We start from the raw sequence: 18528 nt of genomic DNA on the forward strand, positions 1-18528 counted from the left end.
TTGATCGGCTGGCAAGTGCATTTTGTTTCAGCTAGTCCATGTGGACTAACTGCAAATCACATGTATGACATGCTGGCCTGACAATATTCGTGTGTTGTGTTTTAAATCGCCATCTTGATGGTTTGTTCTTTCAGCAGTTTTAAAAATTTTTAAGGAGAAGTTTATGAAATTTCAATATAAAGCTTTAGTAGCAGCTTTGGCGTTATCTGTGTCTTCATTCGCAGGTGCAGCAACGACAGCTTCAGGTGACGGTAGTTTTTGGTTGACCTTGATTGATCGTGACACCAGCACTGCAGTGTCTTTTGAAACTGGGTTGACTTACAGTACTTTTAACACCATTGGTCAAGGTGCAGCAGCAAGCTTCACGTTGCCATTTACTTTTGACTTGTCAGCTGACTCAGCATTTCAAAGCTTTATGTCAACTGCAAGCAGCAATTTGTTTTACGCTTTGTATGCTGGTGATAACCTGGGTACGCAAACCTCAGCAGGCAGCCGTGGCATGATCATCAGTTATGACTTACGCGAAGATCAGTCAGTTGTCACGATGAGCCGTACGCAATTGGTCACATCTAATTCAGCCATCGATCTAGCGCTTGCTAACAACAATATGGCTGATTACTACAGTGCAGACAAAGCTGCTGGCAATGGTGCGACCACAATCAGAGAAGTGGGTGAGGCCATGGGTTTGATTCAGTACACCAACAGATCAAACAATGCCACCGACAATTATATCTTTGCTGATAACAATAATCCGATCACTGTGAACTTTACACGTGCTGGTGTGCTGAGTATCAGTGCTGTACCAGAGGCAGAGAGCTATGCCATGTTTATGGCTGGCCTGGGTTTGATGGGTGCTGTGGTTCGCCGTCGTAAGGCCGCCAAATAATGCGCGTTGGGGATGCATATCCCCAATGAACATCAACTTATTTTTAAGGGAACGATTATGAAACTGAAACATATTGCATTTGCAATCGCCGGCATGTCATTTAGTTTGCTGGCTAATGCTTTGACACCCGCACAAATCGAAGCTGCACGCAGCGCTGGTACATTACAGCAAGCTTGGATTTCTGGCGCAACTGCACCAACCAAAACCATTTACGAGGCTTGGAGCCGCGGCTGTAATCAGGCTCAAGCTAAATCCATTTATACGACAATTGCCGCTACAGACGCTAATGGCAATCCTACATCTAATGTGCCGGGTTCATTGGGTAACTATGTCGCGTACGCATGTACCCGTGGTAACACGCCTTCTGTATTGTATGTGACCTTAGATGGTGGTTCGCTCAACGCCTACACCCCACACACGATTAATGCCAAGTTGGCACGTATTCGTTATGCAGGTACTGCATTAAACACTGCCAATGGTTGCGCATCAACAACCACTAGCTACACTGATGCGACAGACACACGCAACAATGCCACTGTTTATAAGCAATGTAAGCAAGTAGGCAGCAACCTGCCTGCCACAGGCCCTACTCCAGCAACGAATGCAGCTAACGCTGCGGCAGTGGCTGCTGACGCCAACGCGCCACAATTGCCAGTGGGTGGTTTTTCTGACGTAGAAGCAGCCTTGTTCCCAGCCAGCATTGGTGGTGGTAGCCTGGCAGGTAAAGGCACTGAAGCAAACGCCGGTTTGCTGCAAGGGTTTGGGGTAGCGGTCAGTGTGCCTTTGTACCGTAAACTGCAAGAGGTGCAAGGCATCACAGAAACATCCGGTTTTGATGTTGCCAACGCTCCTTCTTTGACCAAGGCGCAAATCACAACTATTTTGCAAGATGGTGGTGCTGTGAGTGCAGCAGAGTCCTGGGCGCCGATTTTTGGCGCGGATAATACAGGTGAAGAAGCTGTGATTGTGCAACGTCGTGTGGATACCTCTGGTACACAAGCTAGTTCCAATGCTTTCTTTATGGGCAATCCATGTTTGGGTAATGCAAGTCAATTGATCCCTGCCGCAACCACCTCTGGTGCTTATCAGGTTGTGCTGAACTCAGGTTCAGGCAACGTCAAAGGCAATATCACCACTGCGACTACTAACAATCGATTCGCTATTGGTGTGTTGTCTTTGGAGAATGATTATCGCGTTGAAAGTGCTGCCAACGCCGGTTATCGTTTTATCAAAATTGATGGCGTGCATCCTGAAGATGGCGATACCACTAACGCGCGCGTGGCCATGGCCTCAGGTAAATACCCATTTGCAATGGAGTTGAAAACATTTGTTTCAAGCAATCCAGTGTTTGGTGCAGCTAATAGCTTTGCTCGCACCATTGTTCCAACCTTGGCAACTGCGTTGAAAAATCCAGCAGCTGCACAGTGTGCCTTGTTGCCACGCGGTATTGCTTTAACGGCAGATGGTGGCAACACTTCTTGCGAGGCCGGTGTGACACGTGCTGTATTAACCAAGTTTGGCAAAAACTGCGCACCAGCGGTGTTGTTTGAGTAATTGATTTTTTACAGCCTTTACCGAGGTTGTGTGAATACAACGCACCCCCACAAGGGGTGCGTTTTTTATTGTTTGTCGCGTGTAACGGACTAGTCCGTTTCATGAGCTTGAAACAAAACTTTAAGAAAATGCAGGCTCTATTGATTTTCTAACGAGTTTGTTTTGCATCTGTCTATCCTGCCCCATTATTGTTTTGCTTTGGCTGCACTGTTGAGTGCAGGCTATGCTTTACCTTCATTGGCCGAAAATGTTGAGTCTCAAACAGACCATATCAAGACCGCCGCTGCTCCTTCAGCAACGCCAGAGGTTCTCACCTTTGATGTATTTGAATTTCAGGTGGATGGCAATTCCGTATTCACCAATGCTGCCATCGAAAAAACAGTCTACCCGTTTATGGGCGAGCAAAAAACGATTGAAGATGTTGAGCAGGCGCGTTCTGCCCTGGAAAAAGCCTATCAGGATGCGGGCTATTTAACTGTTTCAGTGTCTATACCGCAGCAAGAGGTGAACGCTGGCCTTGTAAAGTTGCTGGTGACTGAGGGGGCTGTAGAGCGGCTAAAAGTAGTAGATAGCCAATACAACACCCATACTGAAATTAAAGCACGCGCGGGTGAGTTTGCAGAGGGAAAAGTGCCACATTTCCCCACAGCGCAAAAAGAGTTAGCGACCTTAAACCGCAATCAAAACCGTCAGGTCAATCCTGTGCTACGCCCAGGTCAGACGCCGGGTAAAGTGGAAGTCGATTTAAAAGTCCAGGACAAATTGCCATTGCATGGTAATTTGGAGCTGAATGATCGGTATGCACCTAACACCACAAAGTTGCGCTTAAATGCCGGGTTGCGTTATGAAAACCTCTGGCAAAAAGATCATAGTTTGGGTGTGAATGTTCAGGTATCACCTGAAGATACCAGCGAGGTGAAAGTATTTTCTGGCACTTATATCATCCCACGTTTAAATGGCGATTACTTTGCTGCTTATGCCGTCGTTTCTGACAGTAATATTGCTGCTGTGGGTGATATCAATGTCGTGGGTAACGGCTACATTGCGGGCGCACGTTATATTCACCCCCTACCATTGCTGGAAGGGTATTACCATAGCCTAACCCTTGGCGCTGATTACAAAATATTTAAAGAATCCCTTACCTTGCAAGGCGCAGATACCAATATCAATACGCCTATTTCCTATTTTGCAACCTCATTAGGCTACGACGCCACTGCACAAAGCAGCTTGGGCCAAACTCAAGCCTCTTTGGTGCTGAATATGGCCCCTCGGTTACTGGGGAATACCTCAAAAGAGTTTGATGCCAAGCGCGATGGCGCCGGAGCAAACTATATTTTTATACGGAGTGATGTGAAACAGTTGTATACGCATCCCTCAGGTTGGGCTGTTCAAGGCAAACTGGCCTGGCAGCTTGCCAGTCAACCACTTATCTCCACCGAGCAATTCACTGCTGGTGGGCTGGATTCTGTGCGTGGTTATCTTGAGTCTAGTCGATTAGGCGATAGTGGGTTTTCTGGTTCTGTTGAATTACGTACACCCTCTATCAATAAATATTTCAAAGAGTACCGCTTTGCAGAGTTCATAAAAGAACTGTATGCGTTTACTTTTATTGACGGTGGTTACGTAAAAATTCGCAATGCTGCAGGTTTGGAGCCCAGCTATGAGCTCTATTCCGCTGGTTTTGGTGCCAGATTAAAAACGCATTCAGGTGCTTTTGCCTATGTGGATTACGCAAAAGCTTTTAATGATGCACCCGAAGTAGACAGCGGCGATTATCGTCTGCACTTCAGGGTAGGTTACGAGTGGTAGTGTGCGTCAGATTTGAGCGCGTTGAAGTGGGAGAGTGACGATGAATAAAGGTATTTATCAGTTAGTGTTTAGTCGTGTGCATCATGCCATGGTGGCTGTTGCAGAAATTGCTTCTTCACGTGCAGGTGATGGAAAATCGCGTGCGCGCCGCGCGGCTTCTATTTGGCTGGCTTTATCCTTCTCGCCCCTACCGTGGGCAGTGATGAATGCATTTGCAGAACTGCCCTCCGGGATTGAGATCCGTGATGCCATCAACGCGCAGGGCGTGATTAATAATGCCACCCAGATTACCAGCTCCAGCGCCAATCACATCAGCTTTCAGCAGCTGGTGCCACAGGCGATTGTCAACTATAACAAGTTGAATCTTGACCGCGGCCAATCGTTCAACGTCGATATGCAAGCCGGGTGGTCCATGCTGAATCGTGTACACAGTGTCGACCCCAGTGTACTCAATGGTAACGTGAATGCGGCAGGAAATATTTATTTTCTCAATGCCAACGGTGTAATCATCGGCAAAGACGCTGTTTTTAACGTCGGCTCGTTGTATGCGGGCACGCTCAATATTACGGATGAGTTATTCAAATCTGGGTTTGTCAATGAAGCTGGGTATACCAGCGCTTTTCAATTGGTAGATACCATCAATTTAACCCCTGAGCAGGCCAACAAAATTAACACTGCTGAAGTGCGGGTAGAGAGTGGTGCGCAAATTAATGCGGCTAAAGGCGGTAAAGTCTTGCTGTTTGCGCCCAACGTTAATGTTGAGAAAAACGCCATTATTAAAACCCCGGATGGCCAAACCATTTTGGCCGCGGGCAAGACCATTTATCTTAAAAGTAGCCAGGATCCTGCGGGTATGCTAGTGGAGGTGTCGTCTGGTGGCACAGCCACGAATCTGGGCGAAATTATTGCGGCACGTGGCAATATCACCATGATGGGACTGGCGGTGAATCAAGGCGGCAAGCTCTCAGCGTCCACTTCAGTGCGTGCTAATGGCTCGATTCATCTGATTGCACAAGAAGATGTCACCGTGTTGAATGGTCAAGTCACGCAACGACGTAATGGTTTGATCACGCTCGGCAAGGACAGTGTGACCGAGGTCACCCCAGAGCTGAATGATAAAGAAGAAGTGCTTGCTTCTTTGCCTTTCAAGACATCCAGCATTAATTTAGAAGCGAGCTTGATCAATATTGATGGTGCCATCAGTGCCAAAGGTGGCAACGTGACGGCCACCACAAACGTGAATGCTTCAGCCTTGTTAAATAGCCCAATCGCGCAGCGTATTCATCTTGGTGAAAATGCCAGCATTGATGTTTCGGGTGTGGATGCCCTTGCCCCGATGTCACGTAACCAGCTGACTGTACAGCTTAACTCCGACGCGCTTAAAGATAATCCGATTTTACGTGGGTCAGCGTTATTTGGAAAAACCATTTTTGTGGATGCGCGTAAAGGCACAGATCTGTTTGATTTGAAGCCTTACATAGACTCCACCCGCTTGGCGACAGTTGCTGAAAAAATGACCAATGCCGGTAAAGTCACGCTGTCAAATGCGAATGAAATTATTGTTGAAAAAGGCGCCAAGATTGACGTTTCCGGTGGTTCAACCACTTATTCAGCTGGCACCGTAAAGGAGTCCATTCTTGAGTTTAATGGCCAGTTAGTCGCTATTTCTGAAGCTAAGCCCGGTGTGGCTTATGAACGGGTTGCTGATACGACAACTGTGGTAGACCGTAAATGGGGCAGTTCAACCACATATAGCCAGGGCAATATCAATAATGCCGTCCCAACATATTTTGAAGGGGCGAATGCCGGTACCGTGAGCTTTGTCTCACCCATTGAGAATGGCTTTGTACAAAAGTTGGTGGTGGATGGGGATTTAATAGGTAATACCAAAGTCAGTACGCAGCAATTGCTTGCCAATACCGCGCCCAAAGGCGCGAGCTTAATTGCCAGTGCTCTCAATTTAAACTGGGTGAACAACGCCAATAACTTAGCCTCCAATTTTGCTTTTGGCGATGTGCTGAACGGCGGTGATAGCTTCATATCAAGTATCGGCACACAATTTCTGCGGCAAGGCTTTAATCGCATTGATTTTTCAAATGTGAAAAACCTCAATGTCAATACTGCCATTCAACTAGACGCCAATGGTGCACTGACTTTGGGGCGAGCGGGCGATACCCTGACGCAAATTAATCAAAACATCACTGCACAAGGCGCAAACGTTGCCATGAATGCAAACTTAACCCGCATTGCCGATAACGTGACGGTGACCACGGCGGGGACGTTTGTCAACGATAGGGCTGGGGTGCAGGGGGCGCTCACGAAAGAAACCGCAGCAAATGCCGGTAATATCACCATTGGCCGTTTGGTGACCGGGGGAGGCGTGAAAATAGACGCCAGTGCTGGAGCGTATGTCGATAACGCGGGAGTATTGCATTTAGGTAAGGCAGGTAATATCAGCTTACAAACCACTGATCAAGGGTTATCGCCAACACTGAATTTGTCAGCATATGGTTTTGACCGTGGTGGCTCACTCAATATTCGATTTAGTGAGGGCGAAAAAACTCATCTTTATATCGGGGCAGATAACGCACCAAATGGTCCGCTCGACTTTAGTATTGATAATGTCTTTTTTAGCAAAGGTGGTTTTTCTAGCTACCGGCTGAGTGCATTTGATATTGATATCGGTGCAGCAGGTCAAACGAATCCCAGCACCATATACGGGGTGGCTCAAAATTTAATGATGCGCTCTGGTTTTCAGAGCACTGCAAGTCGTGACAGTATTTTTGATGTGGCAAGGTTAACAACACTGCCCGATGCTACCCGTGCACCTGTTTCATTTACCTTTGATACTTATCGAGTCGCTGATGATTTAGGCACGCTCACCTTGCACGAAAAAGCACACATTAAAACCGATATCGGTGGCAGCGTCGCATTGTCGGCGGGTAAGCAAGTGAATGTATTGGGGGATATTACCGCGCATGGGGGGCAAATTGCGCTGAGTATTGCTGATGACGACACCACTTTGCCTGAAGATGCAAGCCAGATGGTGTTTATTGGTGAAAACGCGCAGTTAAATGTCGCCGGTACCACCATCACCATGCCGGATTCTCGTGCGGGAAAACTCAACAACAAAGTGGTTAATGCCGGCAGTATTACGATTAATACTGACGATAACATCAAAGGCGCTGTGGTTATTAAACAAGGTGCTGTTCTGGATGTCTCTGGAAGCCAAACGCAAACACATACACGCACCAATCGTGGTTTTGTTTTGGAGACGCTTTACGGTGATGCGGGCAGTATTGATATCTATGGTGTTGGTAGTCTGTTAGTGGATGGCACCTTGCGTGGTCAAGCCAATGGTACGGGGCGCGGGGGCAGTTTAGGCTTGTTTTATCAGTCGGTGCCTTTTGATTTTATTGATCCGTATCCCAACCAAAGTGGTCGCTTCTTAGTTACCAATAATCAACAAGTATTGACTGGTGGTCTGCAAGCGGGTGACGCTCTAAAAGATATTAACTTGCCCGCTAGCTCTAGCCAAGGTCGCTTGCAAAATGCCCAAATCTCGGCGCAACAGATAGAGGAGGGCGGTTTTGATCATGTCACCCTGGCAAGCTATATTAATGATCCGACCAATCCAAATAATCGGATTAATTTTGCGTCCGATTTAGATCTAACCATTGCCGGGAACTTAAGACTGAATAGCCCAGTGTTGAGTGTGCTTGATAACGGGCATGCCAAAATAAACAGTGGGCACTTGCAGTTGTTCAGCCGAACAACAACTATAGATCCAAGTGTATTCTCAAGTAGTAGCGGACAATTGAGTTTAAGTGCCAATCAAATTTATATTGATGGCTTGGTGGCGGTCACAGGGACAAATAAAACTATCCTGTCTGCGAACAAAGATATCCATGGGCAAGGTGAGAAAACCGCCGTGCTGTCAAGTACGGTTGCCGACCCTGCTGGCCTTAGCGTCGCAGGCGAATTGCAATTACATGCGCGCCAAATTTATCCGAATTCAGGGGCTAAGCTTAGTTTTGAAGCGCAGGGGCCAAATAGTCTGATCACAGTTCAATCTAATGGTGTTGCGCCGACTAATGTATTGTCTGGGGGCGGCACGTTATCATTGACGGCAGATCGTATTGTGCAAGCGGGTGTATTGAAAGCCCCCTTTGGCCAGATTAAATTAAATGCCGCTGATCAAGTCACATTGGCGGCAGGCAGTCTGACATCCGTATCCGGCAGCGGGCAAAATATCCCATATGGCGAGACGATTTCTTCTGGTCAGACTTTTAACCCCAATGCAGGTGTATCGCAAAAGCCGATTGAAAAAGAAATTGCGATTTCTGCACCGAACGCAGATTTACAACAGGGTGCCGTCATGGACTTGTCGGGCGGCGGTGAATTATTTGCCTACGAATGGATTAGTGGTGGGGTTGGTGGCACTCAAGATATTTTGGCGCAATCGAATACCTACGCTTTGATTCCAAGTATGCAAACCGAATTTGCTGCGAATGATCGTTTGTATGAGGGTAGCTCTGCTGGGGTCGGGACAGGTCAGACCATTTATATCACTGGTGTGAAAGGGATTCCTTCAGGCACTTATACCTTGATGCCTGCCCGATATGCCTTGGTACCCGGTGCCTTTATTGTGCAGAAAACTGATGTTGCATTGGCGCGCGGCCAAACCGCTAGCTTACAAGATGGCAGTGCTTTAACGTCTGGCTATTTTGCCGATTTAAACACCGGTGCCAGAGATGCTAACTGGTCTAGCTTTAGGGTCATTGATGGTAGCGTGTTACGCCCTGCTGCAGGCACGGTTTCAAAAGCACCCTCGCAATATGTGGTGACCAATGCCAGCAGTTTTTTTGCAAACCCGCTTAAAACCAACGGCGTTGATATTAAAAATACCGATGACGCAGGTAAACTCACTTTGCTGGCGCAGCAACTGAATCTGGATGCCAGTGTACAAGCGCGTAAAGTCAGCGGTGCTGATGGCTTGGTGGTGGATATTAGTGCCAATGCGATTCGAGTGGTGAATCAGCGTGATAACACCGACCCATCCAGCTTGCAGTTAGAGGCCAGCAAACTGAATGCCTTAAATGCGGATAGTATATTGCTGGGTGGCACACGAAATGTCGCTAATAATGTGACGAATGTCACTACGCAGGCCAGCAGCGTGAGTATTGAAAACGATGCCAGTCATGCTTTGAGTACGCTAGAGTTTTTGGCAACTGCCAATAATAATGTCAGCTTGTTAACTGGTGCGGTGATTAATACTGGCAATTCAGCTTCTCAGCCAAAAGCAGTCAATTTGAATACGACGGGTGATGGCGCCTTCCTCGGTATGTCTTCGCTCAGTCAGTTGGAATATACCCGTACAGGCAGTTCTGTAAATGCGACTTCCGGGGTGTTGGATATTGCAGCTAACACACAACTCAGTGCTGGCAACTCCCTGGTGATCGATGGTAGTCAAAATGTCAGCTTTGCCGGAAACATTGCACTTGGTGAGAATGCCAATGTGACCTTGGGTTCAAACCGTATCCTGATTGGTGATGTGCCAGCCAGCCAAAATGGCTTGGTGGTGAGCAACCAGACGCTGGCACAGTTAGGTGATGTTTCTCGTCTAACCCTAAATAGCTACAGCACGATTGATACTTATGGCAGTGTAGATTTTGGTAACAACCGCCTTAATCTGACAGTGAATGCCGCAGGCATTGCGGGACATTTGGCTGATGGGGAGACTGCTGCGCCAGCCAACGCAGCGGTGACCATCAATGCTAAATCTTTCGCCCTTAAAAATACTGTAGATGCCAACTATAACTCTCCATCTGACCCGTCTGGTCGCCGTTTACAGATTAATGCTGAAACGGTCAGGCTGCAGGGCGACCTGTCGGCTGTGCTGGATAGCACTAGCATGGTTGCCAGTGCTGACAGGAACACCATCGGTGGGTTTGATAGCGTGTACGTGGATGCTAATACACTCACGGTAGCAGAGCGTGGTGCGTTGGACCTGCAGGTAAATCAGACCACACTGAATGTAGGCAGAATTAATACTGAAAGTTCTGCCAACTATGCCGTTGCAAGCACGGGGGCATTAACCTCAACACAAAAGACAGTCAGCAACCTGCCGACGAATAGCAATATTGGCGGGAGACTCACGTTACAGGCCGATCAGCTTTTGGTGAATAGCCGGATTGAAGCATTGGCCGGGCAAGTTAATTTGCAAGGTACCAGCCAGTTAGAGTTAGGTAGCCAAGCGATTGTTTCAGCATCATCAACGACTAAAAACTTTGCCAATAAAGCCAGCGATGTCGATGCTGGTAAAGTGCAATTGAATAGTGGTGGCAACATTATTATCGATCAAGGTGCATTGGTGAATGTTGGTGCACAAGGCAGTGCCAACGCCGGACAAGTGACATTGTCGGCGACATCGGGCAATCTACAATTACAGGGTCAACTGAATGGTCAAGCTCAAGGTAGTGGCAAAGGTGGCATACTGGCAGTCGATGTCGGCACCATGCCTTCACTGGTTGCGATTGACCAGCAGGCGACTGGTTTTAGCCAGAGTCGCAGTTATCGGGTACGCAACGGGGATGTCAACATTGATGGCACCGGTGCACAAGCACTGACCGCCAAACAAGTGCTAGTTTCCGCTGATCAAGGAGCAATCACTGTAACTGGCACGATTGATGCCAGCACTACAAAGTCTGGCAGCATTGCACTGTATGCACGCGACGATGTGACGCTTGAATCTGGTTCATTGCTGCGGGCCAATTCATCCACTGCCGGTGTTGAAGGCGGTAAAGTGACCCTGGCAACAGCTAGCGGTGCACTCAATCTAAATCAAGGTTCGCGCATTGAGGTGGCAGGTGGTATCGGCGGTGATGGGGGCGAGGTTCACTTGCGCGCACCGCGTACGGGTGGCGGTTCAGGGAATGGTGTCGCGGTCAATAGCCTTGACAGCAGCATTAGCGGCGCGCAGAGCATCGTATTAGACGCATTTAGGATTTACAACAATGTTTCGACCATTACAACAGGTACTGGTACTGGGGCGACATTGGGCTTTACGACACTTGCCAACGATGTCAATAACTTTATGGCGAACAAGGACAACATATTAGCCAGTTTGGGCATGTCAAACGATAGTCGCTTTCATTTACGCGCCGGGCAAGAGATTCGTTCCAATAACAATCTCACGGTTGCCGCCGATTGGAATTTGTATACCACCTCACGTGCGGGCGATGAGCCAGGAATCCTGACCTTGCGTGCCACCAACAACCTGAATGTGAATGGCTCAATCAGTGATGGTTTTGAAACGGCAGCAAGCAGCGCCGCATTGGGTACGGGTGACTCTTGGAGTTATCGTCTGATTTCTGGGGCTGATACCGATGCCGCCAATGTGATGGAGACTGTGGCAGCGACATTGGATGCAGATGGTAAGAGCCTGTCTGGTAACCTGATCTTAGCCAATAATGAATTGATACGCACGGGTACAGGTAGCATTGATATTGCGACCGGTGGTGATTTGAATTTGGCCACGGCGACCTCTGTCATTTATACCGCCGGAGAAAAAGCAGCTGATTTAACTGGTTTTACTGACCCAATTACAAGCCAGCGGCCCACTTATCTTGATAATGGTGGTGATATTCGAATCGATAGCAAAGGGAATATCTTTGGGGCAGAAGACGATAGCCGACAAGCGATTAATCAATGGTTGTTCCGCCAAGGCGGTAATAATCAACTGAAAGACACATCTTGGTGGATACGTACCGACCAATTTAGACAAAGTTTGGCAGCACTGGGCGGTGGTAATGTCAGGGTCAATGCCGGCAGAAATATCGCTAACTTTTCTGTTTCTATTCCGACCACAGCACGCTTCGATAACTTTGGCACAGGCGCCACTGGAAACAATGTCGTTAATGGTGGTGGTGATTTAACGGTGACTGCACAAGGCGATATCTTTAGTGGTATTTATTTTATCGGGCAAGGAACCGGCACCATTAAAGCGGGTGGCAGCATCTCCGCAGAAGAGGGTAAAAACTACGGCACCGTACTGGCGATGATGAATGGACAATTTGATGTTTCCGCTGGCAAAGATCTGCGCATTGAAGCCACTGTGAATCCAACCTTATTGCCTCAATCCATCACCAATGCACCTAATAATGATAGTACGATCCATAACAGCTATTTTAGCACTTATGGGCAAAGTGCTGCGGTCCGCATGACGTCTCTAGGAGGTGACGTCAATTACGCCGCTAATGTCAACACGCTTCTTGATGCCTCTAGCGGTCTTCGTAGTGGAGTGAACGGCGGATTGAGTTTGAATCCGGCCAGCTTGGACATGACTACCTATGTTGGCAATGTGACAGTGGGGCAGGCCTATTTATCGCCGTCATCGCTGGGTAATTTGCAACTGTTGGCAAATAATGACGTCAGGATCGGGAAATTGTTAATGTCTGATGCCAATCCAACGGGTATTTTCAATATTAATACTCCGACGCGTTCGACCCAGTTGCTTGATGACCTCATTTTACTCAGCTTTTTCAACTTGCATGCAAGTAGCCCGCTTCATGCGAACAGTACAACGCCTGCTCGTGTTGTGGCTGCCACCGGTAACATCAGAAGTAATGATGATACGGAGCCAGGTTTGTTGATGTTAGCTAAAGAAAGTCATTTGGTCGCCGGTCAGGACATTACGCGTTTAAATATCGGTTTACAAAATAACCGTACTAGCGATGTGAGCGTGTTACTTGCTGGACGTGATGTCAATACACAAAATGTGGTGATTGGAGGGCCGGGTGAGTTGCTGGTACAAGCGGGCAGAAATATAGACTTAATCTACCCACTTGTCACGAGTATACAGGCAACAGGCAACACAGGGACCAGTAACCCAGTGTATGAGTTTACAAGCGCATTTAATGCAAACACCGCTCTCCCAAGCAATGGAGCGTCAATTACGATGCTTGCTGGAGTTGGAGATAACTTACGCTTACAAAATTATATTGACACGTACATTGCGCCAGGTGGCTCGGGTCCGGAAACGATACGCAGTAATTCGCAACGCTTGGCTGAATACAAAGCGCAAACTGCAGAGTATTTAGTCAGTTTTATGCGACAGTTAACGGGTGATCAGAATCTGACGTCGGACGAAGCTTATACCCAGTTTAATGCGCAGTCAGATGCGGTTAAAACTGTCTTCGTGAATCGTCACCTGACCACAGAGCTGATCAACTCTGCAAATGATTTTGCAAAAGCGCGCAATCATGACCGAGGTAATAACGCATTGGCTACCTTGTACCCAACCAAGCAAGCGGGGGATATTTTGTTGTTTAACACCAAAGTCTCCACTAACAGTGGCGGTAGTATTGATTTGGTCACGCCAGGTGGCCTGATTAACGTGGGTGTACCAGGGCGAGGTGGGGATATCGGTATTATCACCGAAAAAGGCGGGGCGATTCGCGGTATCTCAGATGGTGATTTCTCAGTCAATCAATCTAAAGTGATTACCCAGTTTGGCAGTGATATTGCCATTTGGTCAACAAACGGCACGATTGATGCGGGTAGAGGTTCGAAAACGGCGACCTCTGTGCCAGAACGTATTGTGCAAACCGATGTATTTGGTAACACGGTGGTTGAAGTGAGAGGTGTCGCTGCAGGCAGTGGTATCCGTGCTCAAACTTATGACCCTGATGGGCCTAATGAAGGTAGGCCTGAAGACGTGCCTAGAGCAGGCAAGGTAACGCTCACTGCGCCGGTCGTCGATGCTGGCGAGGCAGGGATTGAAGCAGGTGATTTGACGATTGTGGCCCCTGTGGTACTGAATGCGGGCAATATTCAGGTTCAGGGCGTTTCTAGTGGTGTCCCTGTTGCGGCAACTGCGACCATGGCTGGTGTCACCGCAGGCGTTTCACCTGATGCTGTCAATGCTGCTGCACAAGCGGTTGCGCAAAATGTGGCCAATGCAGCGGTTAATAACGACATGGCTAAGCCAAAATTACCTTCAATTATTTCTGTAGATGTCATTGGTATCGGGCAAGAATCGTCCCGCTAAATATTATGTTTACGAAAAAGCCCACCGCATGGTGGGCTTTTTTTTGGTTTTTTTGGGTAGGCAAATGCTTGATACAGGAAGCTATCTAGAATTTAGGCGGAGCTGTTCGTAGACAGACCAGGCAAGCCATACGCGGCATTCAGGCGATGAAGACTAGTCTGACGGCTTAGTGATTGACCTAAAAAAGTATGAATTGGAGGGGATTACAGCGGATTTTCTAGTCCAACCTGACTAGTGCGCTGGTGCCAAACTTAATATTGGCGGCAATTCAAATTGCTAAAGTATTCAGGATTTTAATCGAGCGAAAAACTTCGGAGTCCTGAATGAAATTTAAAAAAATGCATTGGGCACTGGCCTGGTTGGGTCTGTCCTCCTTAAGTATCCCTGTCTATGCCGAGGTGGTGATTAGCCAGATCTATGGCGGTCAGGGCAGTGTCTATAACCAGGATTACGTTGAGTTATTCAACAACGGTAGCGTGGTGGTGGATATCAATGGCTGGTCTGTGCAGTATGCCAGCGCCACGGGTACTGGCAACTTTTCTGCCAACGGTGTGACCACCCTCGCTGGCGTGTTGCAACCTGGCCAATATTACCTGGTGGGTTTGCGTAGCACGGCCAACGGTTCAGCTTTGCCTACGCCAGATGCCAGTAATAATGGCACTGACATGAGCGGGACCAACGGCAAGGTGGTGTTGGTCAAGAGCAGCACTGGCCTCACTTGTAACGGCGGCTCTAATGTGTGTAGCAGCAGCCAGTTGGCGCAGATTGCCGATTTGGTAGGTTATGGCACGGCCAATTTTGCCGAAGGCTCGACAGCACCGGCAAGTTCAAGCAGCACGGCATTGCTACGTAAGAATAATGGCTGTCAGGATACCAACCAGAACGGCAGCGACTTTGTGACTGGCGCACCCGCACCACGCAATAGCAGCAGCGCTGTGAATGTCTGCGGTGGAGGCAATACGGGAGGTGGCACAGGGAATCAACCGATTGTCACTTCTTGCCCGGCGATAACGCTGCAAGTTGGTGAGGTTGGTGCGGCTCAGGTGCAAGCGTCTGATGCTGACAGTGTGGTCAATGCCGCGACCTTGGCTTCTAATGCGCCGAGCGGCGTGAGCCTGGTGAATTTTGCTGCGGCCAGCAGTGATGGCCAGTCAGCCAGCGCGACGTTGCAATTGGATGGCAGCCTGCCTGCAGGGCAGTACACGGCCGATATCCAGTTTGCCAATAATGAAGCGCAGACGGCAACTTGTACCGTCGATATCACGATTAAAAATACCAATATCACGCGCATTTACGAGATTCAGGGCAGCGAATTGGGGATTGCGTCTGTGAGCCCGCTTAATGGCCAAACCGTCACGACAGAAGGCGTGGTCACTGCAGTTTTCCCTGGTCTGAATGGCTTTTACCTTCAAGATGCCACCGGTGATGGCAATCCACAAACCTCAGATGGCGTATTTGTGTATCTAGGCTCAGGCGTGACACCTACCGTGAGCAAAGGGCAAAAAATCCGCCTGACGGCCAATGTGACTGAGTTCAATACCATCACCGAACTGGTCAATATCAGCGGCTTGCAGGTGATTGGCAGTGGCAACATTCTGCCAACAGACATAACCTTGCCAGAAGTGACAGAAGGTGACCTGGAAGCCTATGAAGGGATGCTGGTGCGTATCACCGCGCCGATGACCGCATCACAAAATTACTTCCAGGGACGTTATGGCCAGGTGACCTTGTCTGCCGAAGGCCGCATGATCAAACCCAGCAATATTTATCCAGCCAACTCGACCGCCGCGGCACAGTTAGCCGATGAAAATGCGCGTCGACGCCTGGTGCTGGACGACGGTAGCAGTGCACAAAACCCCAACCCGATTCCGTTTATTGGCGAAGACAATACCTTGCGTGCCGGCGATGTAGTGGAAAACCTGACCGGCGTGATCGACCACGGCTTGATTACAGCCTCAGGCACAGGCCCACGTGATTACAAACTGCACCCGACCGAGCCGGTACAGTTTAGCCGTGTCAATTTGCGGACAGCGGCACCCGCCAGCGTGGCAGGTAACCTTAAAATCGCCAGCTTTAACGTACTCAACTACTTCACGACCTTTACCAATGGTGCCACTGCCAGCGGCCAGACCGGTCAAGGCTGCCGTTTGGGTAATAGCGTGTCAGCCTCTAACTGCCGAGGTGCCAATAACCTGGTGGAATTTAACCGCCAGCGTAACAAGATTATCCGTGCCTTGACTGCCATGAATGCTGACGTGGTTGGCTTGATGGAGATTCAGAATAATGGACTCACTGCGGCACAAAATCTGGTCGATGGTTTGAACGCGGTATTGGGCGCCAACACGTATGCCGTGATCGCTGACCCAGTGTCAGGGACTGGCACAGATGCCATTAAAGTGGCCATGATCTACAAACCGGCCAAACTGACACCAACTGCTGGGGCATTGTCCGATAACGACAGTATCAACAACCGTCCAACACTGGCACAAACCTTCCGTGCAGCCAATGGCGAGAAGTTCTCTGTCTTGGTCAACCATTTTAAATCCAAGAGCTGCTCGGATGCTGCAGGTGCTAACCAGGATCAAGGTGGTGGTCAGGGTTGCTACAACCCGCAACGTATCGCCCAGGCCAGCCGCTTGCTGCAATTTATCAATACGGTGCAAGCGCAGTCTGGTGATAGCGATGTGATGGTGATTGGTGACTTGAATGCTTACGGCAAGGAAGATCCCATCCTGACCCTGGCGGCAGCTGGTTTGCAAGACCAGATTGCCCGCTTTAATGGCGACAGCGATTACTCCTACGTGTTTGATGGCGAATCTGGTTATCTGGACCATGCCTTGGCCAGCAACAGCATGGCCGCGCAAATAACAGGCACATCGCACTGGCATATTAACGCCGACGAGCCGTTTGTGATTGATTACAACACCGAGTTCAAACCGCAAGACCTCTATACCGATAGCCCTTACCGTTCTTCTGACCATGACCCGGTCATTGTCGGGGTGCAGTTGGTAAAAACGGTCAACGGCAGTGCTCAACGCGACACCCTGGTCGGCACCGCTGGTGATGACGTGCTGACAGGTGGTCTGGGGGCAGACACCCTCAGCGGCCTGACTGGACGTGACACCTTTGTTTACCAGAGTATGCGCGATGCCGCGGACACCATTACCGACTTCACGCCGGGAGAGGATCAACTGGACATCACCGAGTTGCTGCAGAGCATAGGCTACAACGGTAGCCAGCCTTTTGCCGATGGTTTTGCGCGCTGGGTGACCGTATCAGACGGTGTGCAATTGCAAATTGATACGGATGGCACTGGTGGCCCGGCAACAGCCAAAGCCCTGGTGACTTTGAAGGGATTAGCCATGAACCAACTGGATGCACAACGTGATGTGCGCTGGTAATCAACCATAACAAATCAGTAAGTTGTTTTTTAAAAACCGAGTGAGAGGATATTTAAGATGAAAAAAATCAGTTTAATCGCCGCCTTGTTGCTGTCCAGCCAGGCTAACGCAGCCCTGAATGCCGGTGACATCATGTTCACAGCCTTCAATGCCGACGAAGATGGTTTGTCCTTCGTGACTTTTGTCGACATCGCCGCCAACACCACCCTCTACTTTAGCGATAACGAGTGGACTGGCAGCGCGTTCAATACTGGTGAAAGCTATAACCAGTGGGTTTCAAGTAGCCTGGTTACTGCAGGTACTGTGGTGCGTTTCTCTGCTTACGACAAAACCACCCTGTCGGCCTCTACTGGTGTGTTATCCCGCGTAACAGTGAGCGGTAGCAGCAACTGGGGCATTGGTAACGATAAAGAAACGGTCTATGCCTACTTAGGCACCGCTGCCACTGCACCAACCACCTTCCTGACGGCAATCACCAATGGCAAATTTGCCAATGATGGCTCGCTAACCAACACAGGTCTGACCAAAGGCGTGAATGCGATTGAGTTGACTGCCAAAGCTGGCGCTTCCAGCGAACCGGATTATGCGGAGTACAACGGTGTACGCAGTGGTTTGAACAATTTTGCTGACTACAAAGCACAAGTCGCTAATGTGAATAACTGGAACGTAGACACGACGAACAATAGTACTTCCGCTGCATTAATTCCAAATACTGCTGCTTTTAGTGTCAGTGCCGTGCCTGAAGCAGATAGCGCCGCCATGTTGCTGGCTGGCTTGGGTGTATTGACTCTGGTACGTCGCCGTCAATCACGTTAATCATCAATGAG

General features: G+C 49.0%; 6 protein-coding genes. All 6 read left to right on the forward strand.

Features of this window, described 5'->3' with window-relative positions; genetic code table 11:
* Positions 1 to 163: 163 nt before the first annotated feature.
* Positions 164 to 886, forward strand: a complete 723-nt coding sequence (locus tag F463_RS14165; RefSeq protein WP_018986298.1) for a PEP-CTERM sorting domain-containing protein — start codon at positions 164 to 166, stop codon at positions 884 to 886.
* 57 nt (positions 887 to 943) lie between these two features.
* Complete coding sequence (locus F463_RS0106730; RefSeq protein WP_026295386.1) at positions 944 to 2440, forward strand: hypothetical protein; 1497 nt, start codon at positions 944 to 946, stop codon at positions 2438 to 2440.
* A gap of 162 nt (positions 2441 to 2602) precedes the next feature.
* Positions 2603 to 4249 (forward strand): ShlB/FhaC/HecB family hemolysin secretion/activation protein, encoded by a 1647-nt coding sequence (locus F463_RS0106735; RefSeq protein WP_018986300.1) that lies wholly within the window; start codon positions 2603 to 2605, stop codon positions 4247 to 4249.
* Positions 4250 to 4289: 40 nt separating this feature from the next.
* Positions 4290 to 14300, forward strand: coding sequence for a filamentous haemagglutinin family protein (locus tag F463_RS0106740; RefSeq protein ID WP_018986301.1), 10011 nt, complete (start codon positions 4290 to 4292; stop codon positions 14298 to 14300).
* A 323-nt stretch (positions 14301 to 14623) separates the two neighbouring features.
* On the forward strand, positions 14624 to 17701 hold the full coding sequence (locus F463_RS0106745; RefSeq protein WP_018986302.1) for an ExeM/NucH family extracellular endonuclease: 3078 nt from the start codon (positions 14624 to 14626) through the stop codon (positions 17699 to 17701).
* A 57-nt stretch (positions 17702 to 17758) separates the two neighbouring features.
* Positions 17759 to 18517, forward strand: a complete 759-nt coding sequence (locus F463_RS0106750) for a PEP-CTERM sorting domain-containing protein (RefSeq protein WP_018986303.1) — start codon at positions 17759 to 17761, stop codon at positions 18515 to 18517.
* The last annotated feature ends 11 nt before the right edge of the window (positions 18518 to 18528 follow it).

The sequence above is a fragment of the Methylophilus methylotrophus DSM 46235 = ATCC 53528 genome (assembly GCF_000378225.1).
GTDB lineage: Bacteria > Pseudomonadota > Gammaproteobacteria > Burkholderiales > Methylophilaceae > Methylophilus > Methylophilus methylotrophus.